At 49.1% G+C, this 5,917-nt stretch carries 7 protein-coding genes; 6 read left to right on the top strand and 1 reads right to left on the bottom strand.

Translation table 11 applies throughout. From position 1 onward, the window contains the following. The first annotated feature begins 209 nt into the window (after positions 1 to 209). Positions 210 to 410 carry a hypothetical protein gene (locus H6F67_RS26550; protein WP_190769672.1) on the top strand — a complete coding sequence of 67 codons (201 nt, stop codon included), beginning with the start codon at positions 210 to 212 and terminating at the stop codon, positions 408 to 410. 918 nt (positions 411 to 1,328) lie between these two features. Here H6F67_RS26550 and H6F67_RS26545 read toward each other — a convergent pair. Next, positions 1,329 to 1,724, bottom strand: a complete 396-nt coding sequence (locus H6F67_RS26545; protein ID WP_190769671.1) for a hypothetical protein — start codon at positions 1,722 to 1,724, stop codon at positions 1,329 to 1,331. 860 nt (positions 1,725 to 2,584) lie between these two features. Here H6F67_RS26545 and H6F67_RS26540 point away from each other — a divergent pair. The 5 genes from H6F67_RS26540 (at position 2,585) to H6F67_RS26520 (ending at position 5,469) form a co-directional block, all read left to right on the top strand. Next, entirely contained in the window at positions 2,585 to 2,962 is a 378-nt protein-coding gene (locus H6F67_RS26540) for a hypothetical protein (protein ID WP_190769670.1), read from the top strand. Between the two features lie 40 nt (positions 2,963 to 3,002). Further along, positions 3,003 to 3,293 carry a hypothetical protein gene (locus tag H6F67_RS26535; RefSeq protein WP_190769669.1) on the top strand — a complete coding sequence of 97 codons (291 nt, stop codon included), beginning with the start codon at positions 3,003 to 3,005 and terminating at the stop codon, positions 3,291 to 3,293. Positions 3,294 to 3,308: 15 nt separating this feature from the next. Next, the gene (locus H6F67_RS26530; RefSeq protein WP_190769668.1) at positions 3,309 to 4,175 is read left to right on the top strand and encodes an ATP-binding protein; all 867 of its coding nucleotides are present in this window, start codon (positions 3,309 to 3,311) and stop codon (positions 4,173 to 4,175) included. 20 nt (positions 4,176 to 4,195) lie between these two features. Further along, on the top strand, positions 4,196 to 4,708 hold the full coding sequence (locus H6F67_RS28575) for a TniQ family protein (RefSeq protein WP_190769667.1): 513 nt from the start codon (positions 4,196 to 4,198) through the stop codon (positions 4,706 to 4,708). Between the two features lie 95 nt (positions 4,709 to 4,803). After that, positions 4,804 to 5,469, top strand: coding sequence for an SDR family oxidoreductase (locus H6F67_RS26520; RefSeq protein WP_190769666.1), 666 nt, complete (start codon positions 4,804 to 4,806; stop codon positions 5,467 to 5,469). The last annotated feature ends 448 nt before the right edge of the window (positions 5,470 to 5,917 follow it).

The following is a 5,917-nucleotide window of genomic DNA, read 5'->3' as shown; positions in this document are numbered from 1 at the left end:
TAGTTGAATCGCTGATTAAAGTCGAACTAAAACATCAGCATTGCTGAGTCTGCAACTTGAGATCTGTAGCTTATTCTCCCTCGATTTTCGTCTAGTCCTACGGGTCCACCTCACAAGAGCGATTGCGCCAAGGGGGTTTATTCAGCTTGGACGGAGTTCACCCTTCGGCGATCGGGCATGGTTTGATTGCCTTTGAATTCCTCAAGGTGATGAAAGAAGCAGGTGTGGTTGAACATACCGATCTCGACTGGCCGCAGATTTTCGCGAGCGATACGCTCTATCAAAAGCCGATTCCAATTATGCGCGAGCTATATCAAAACAAACAGCTTGCCGAGTTTGTTATCGATCGCATTGCTCAAGGACGTTTCAGGGCAAGAAAGAAGCATCAGAAACCAATGCAGAACTATTAATCGAGAAACTGCGACACCCTGCTAGGGACTGCTAGAGGGTACTTTAAAGGTGCTGAGTGCTGAGGAGTCGATCGAAGCCCTCACTAAGTACCCAAAACTCAGCACTCAGCCCATACTAAAACTGCGATCACTCAGGTGCAAGCGAATAGAGCTTGATGCAGCTTTAATATCCAAGCACTCATTGGAACACAACCATTCAGGACATAAACATTGTGGATGCGGTTCTAGACATTCACAGCTGCTGATACCCTAGCATCCTCAATTAAAGCAACTCTGATCAACCCGATATGCCAAAACTGTTAATCGTGCTTTTGCAATAGACTGACTCGTCCACCACTTTCAACCTTTCTTGATTTTCACGAGTAAGGTGAGACCTGTAGAGTCTCGTTCAATACTCAAATTTATCCTGCTTGCATCGCATGAAGTATAGACCATACGCTCGATATCCGCTTGGCTCCGCTCAATAATGTGCCAGTTAGCTAAATACTCTATTCACACTCTGTCTGGATTGCCGTTTGCAATATTTGTGAAACACATAGTTCCACCAGAATGTAGTAAATCGACGAGCTTTGGAACAAGCCACTCTATTTGGCGATCGGTAAGATAGTCGAAAAGGCCACCTGCAAGAATTTGGTGATAAGGTTTGAATGCTTGAAACCTGCGAATTGATTTGAATACATCACCTGGAATGAGTTTGATTTGAGAGGCCATACTTTCTAAACGACAAAGAGAGTATTGTAATGCGTCTGAATCCGCATCGTTAAGAAAGAAGAGCGCAGCTGTTTTCTGAAGTGTTACGTGGATATCTTGGATATCTCTTGAGCTACCACAGGCTATAGAAAGAATATGAGCCTTTTGCTTTGATAAAGCAGCTTGTTGAATGCATTCTGATTGCCAGCGAATTTTATTACGATGTTGTTAAGCCGATGCCGTATTGAGTGCTTCGTATTCTAAGTAGAAGCCTACTGTTTTAGGAGGAGCCGTAACAATATTTTCACAAATGTACTCAATTGTCTCGAAATCCCCCGGATATCCTCTAGGCCAAGTTTGAAGACGAGCGATAAATGGTGATTGAGCATGTAGTTCTCGGGCGGGTTGAAGCACTTCAAGAATATCAGACCGAGAAAATCCAGCACTTTCTGCCTCTTTGACAATTCCACAAAGAATGTGAAGCGAAGAGGCTGTGCGGTAGCGTGCGAGTAATTGGTCACTCGGAAAATCAGAGATTGTGTCCAAGAAATTGATGACGCAAGTCTGAAGTTTCTCAAGCATCATTGGTGTGCTTTGGCTTAACATGATGTGTTTTTGCTTCATGGCTATTTAGAACGCAAGACAGAAGGCATTTTTGGACGAGAATTCTTGCACTTTGAAACAAGAAAGGCAAAATGAAGTATCCCGTCGTTCAAAATTTAGTTGCCTGACTACTGATTGAATTACCTCTCCTCATCTGTGTTACCTAATGGGCATTAGGAAACTGCTTTCAAATAGCATCATGCGACTGTTCCCCCACAAGACAAAAGCAGCAACACTAGCGAGACTTGAGCCGAGGTTTCGGGTTGGTACATTTGCCATTCGCACTGAAGCGCAAATACCCCAACGCCAACTGTGAGTTGCTCTAGCAGAAGATTTTTCAGGCCGATTAGATCACCAAACATCCGCGCAAGGGGTTAATGTGTCGGCACCACTTACATACGAACGGCGTGCAAAGAGCAATCGAAATAGCAGTCCGGGTATTGAGGCTGACCAAGCGGTACGTTGTGACGTTGGTATCGCTTTTCTTTCCTGAGGGTAAAACTAATTTTCCAACTAGATTGATGCCCAGCGATCGCAGTTCGTTGAAGGCAGTGTAGCAAAGGGCAATCACCGTTTCTCCTCATCATTGGAGCAGGTGGCAAAACTCATCATCAAGGACGCGACTAGATCTTGCCAACAAGTTAGTTGCCGCAGAATTTTCTCCAAATTCTTTACCCGCCTCGATAGCAATTGACTTAGGGGATGAGCGGGAAGCCTGACGATCGCACTCAAGAGCCAGCACTAATGCATTAGCAGCAAATCCGAAGCGCAGGCGTCACATCGCACCATGCGATCGCAGTTAATATTCGTAAATTGATAGCACAAATTTCATATGTCCTCTACAGTATGGACATTGCCCACGCTCTATCCACTCGCCTGCAATGTTTGACGATCGCCTCGCAGCCGAACTTCCTGAATGTTCTGCTGATGCCATCTTGCTCGACGAAAGTAGCTACAGCACAGACATTCACGAGTTTGTTCAATATCTAGTAAATCAGGGAGTAGCGGAAACTGAGTTTCGACCTCGCCTCGTTCAGTGGGTGGCTGATTCTCTCAATCAGGCGATTAAGAAGGCCAGAATAAAAGCTGTCTGCAAGTATTACAATAACCTGCCTAAACGTACCTTCTACAATTGGCTTGGCTCGTACTATAGGGGAGGAAAAGAAGCCATTCCGCCGGAAACGCCTCGCAAAAAAAGCGAACATTTGCTCACTCAATTATGGAAGCCCTTGTTTACGGGCAGCAGCAAAGGCTTCTAGTCGCCCTGAAAACTCAAACTCCCAGGCTGTAGAAGTCGATATGGCTCCAACGCCGCCAATGATCGCCGCACAGTTGAAATCAGACCAGGCGCTTGCCGCCGCAGCACCGCTCGCCCCGGAGCCAGTGGCGGTCACGCAAAACCCGATCGCGCCAACTCCGAATGCAGACGACACTCGATCGATCGCGCCACCCGCTGAATCCGGCAATGTGATCGATATTCAGAAACGTCTGCAAGAGAAAAGTCAGGTAGAATTTTTTGAAGAGCAGCTAAAGCTGGCCGAGGAACAGCGGCCAAAGCTGATTGTTCCTCGCCGCACCAGACGGTTTTGATGAGGTGCGATCGCCATGCTACCAGAGCCAGAGCCAGGGCGTATTCTTCTCAATCCCTCGCACAAGCCTGCACCGGATGCAAGCAGGGTAAGAGCGCAAATCAAAGCCCTCATCAACCGCGAATTCTTTGCTGAGACAGCACATTTGACCGACTTGGAGCAGTGGCTGAAGAAGCGCTGTGAGGACAGGCTCTGTGGCCGCATCATCGGTCCCCAAAGATGTGGCAAAACCACGATTGCCAATGAGTGTGTCGATCGCATTAGTGGGCAGAAGGGAGCATTGCGACCGATTCCGCTGCGGGCACATTACACAAAGTGCCTCACGTCCTGGCACTCACGTAAACTGTTTAATCAAATTACCAAGGAGTTGGGTCGCGGTGCCCGAGGCGGACAGCCAGAGGATTATCGCCTCAGAGCATACGACGCAGTGGAACTACTCAGGCTCGAAGCGCTGTTGGTGGATAATGCTCACTATCTGACTGAAAAGGCAATTCGTGATCTCATTGAGCTAGCGAAGGACTGTGGCATTTCAGTGATCTTGATGGGTCCGACGAATCTAGACAAAGCGTTGAAAAGCCTTGACTTGTTTGAATACTTCCAGCCCCACTACCCATTTAGTAACCTTGCCGAAACTGAATTTTCAGGTCTAATCAAAACCTTTGAACGGGAATTTCTTGGACTGCCGGAGTCAATCAAGCTCATTGATTCAAAAGCAACAACGAGTTTGTTTAATGCCTCTGCTGGAAACTTCGGAACATTGATTGAAATTCTCATTCAGGTCATTCGGGACTCCTCAACGGACGATGCCTTCTATTTTGACAACCAGGTGCTGAGCCAGGTCTTGGAAGGATATGGTGAGATTAAGGTAGCTGCCCCGGTTTAGGAACAATAGGCTCTCAGGTCATGTACACCTTTGACCCAGACCACCCCTACACGATCGTCCAACCGTTAAACGGAGAGAGTATTGCCAGTTTCTTGTATCGGTTCCGGCGAGCGAAAGGCAATCGAATTTCTTCTGCTAGTGCCTTCGGAAAGCTCATAGGGATTGGGTTTGCAACTTGCCGCTGGGAAAAACTTCGCTTCCATCCTCGTCCTACTCAAGCAGAGCTTGAAGCGCTTAGCCAAGCCACTCGAATCGAAGTAGACAGGCTCAATGAGCTGTTTCCGCTACCGGGCGAAGCACTGCCTCCGGAGCAAGTTCGGTTTTGTGCGGCTTGCTATCTGGAGGAGCCGTGTCATCGGCTCGCATGGCACCTGAAGGCGACAGATAGCTGCGATCGTCATCCGCTTCGCCTGCTTCCGGCTTGTCCGGGCTGCAAAAAGCCGTTTGAAGTGGCTGATGCATTAGCGGCAGCCGGATGTCAGCCCTGCGGCATGTCGTTCAAATCAATGAAGAAGCGGCAGAGAGCCTGTTGAAGCGATCGCGAGTTCAGTTCACGCCAAGATTAGTGCCGCAGCGTCTTTTGGCTTGGCAATAGGGTTAGATTGGGCAAGAGCGATCACACAACGATATGGCAACCTACTTGGTCACAGGGGCGAATCGTGGCATTGGCTACGAGTTTTGTCGCCAGCTTCAGGCACGGGGAGAAACGGTGATTGCCGTTTGCCGCACGGACAGCGAGCCATTGCAGGCGTTGGGTGTACAGGTTGAGACAGGCGTTGACATAACCGATGATGCCTCGGTTGCTAGCTTGTCCGATCGACTAGGGAACCAGTCGATCGATGTGCTGATCAACAATGCGGGCATCCTCCAGCGCGTCACGCTCGAAGACCTCGATTTTGACAGTATTCGCCAACAGTTTGAGGTCAACGCTTTGGGTGCATTGCGCGTCACGCACACGCTGCTGCCTCGACTAAAAGCGGGGTCTAAAGTCGTGCTGATAACCAGCCGTATGGGATCGATCGCCGACAACACTTCGGGCGGCTCCTACGGCTACCGGATGTCGAAGGTGGCGCTGTCAATGGCAGGCAAGTCGCTCGCGCATGACCTCAAGTCGCGCGGCATTGCCGTTGCCGTTTTGCATCCTGGCCTTGTTCAAACCCGCATGACCAATTTCACCAGTGGCGGCATCAGTGCGGAAACTTCAGTCAAAGGACTGCTGGCGCGAATTGACCAGCTTACCCTCGACAATAGCGGGACGTTTTGGCACAGTAATGGCGAAGTGCTGCCCTGGTAGCTCAAAATGCAATTCACCTTGTCGCCTGAAGTGAAACCGTTTCGATCGCACCTTCGATCGATGCAGACACCATTCAAATTGAGCTAGCGCCTGATACAGCGATCGGGTTAATTCTCGCCAAGCTCGTTGATGGATTGGCAGCAAGCTTTCCGCTTAGCACGATCTGTTTCTCAGCAGCATCGCTACACTCAAAAGATTAGCTTTTTACTCAGACAATGCAGCCGCTAGCCGTGCTTGCTGCCTTTTTGTTTCTCCTCCAAGCTTGCTCCTTGCACTTCCTTAATCCGATGAGCGATCGACCTCAACCTCAAAGTAATATCAAATCCGGTTGATTGCCCATGATTAAGTGCCACTGCTAATCAGCCAACCGCCGCTGCCCACCAATGAAAGCTGGTTAGCCCCTTGATCAGATCACGCCGCTTGAGCAGCACTCGACAGCGGTGGGCAG

It is taken from the genome of Microcoleus sp. FACHB-1515 (assembly GCF_014696105.1).
Taxonomy (GTDB): domain Bacteria; phylum Cyanobacteriota; class Cyanobacteriia; order Elainellales; family Elainellaceae; genus JAAUTJ01.
The sequence above is the reverse complement of the archived record's forward strand: the minus strand, read 5'-3'. Positions and strand labels throughout refer to the sequence as shown.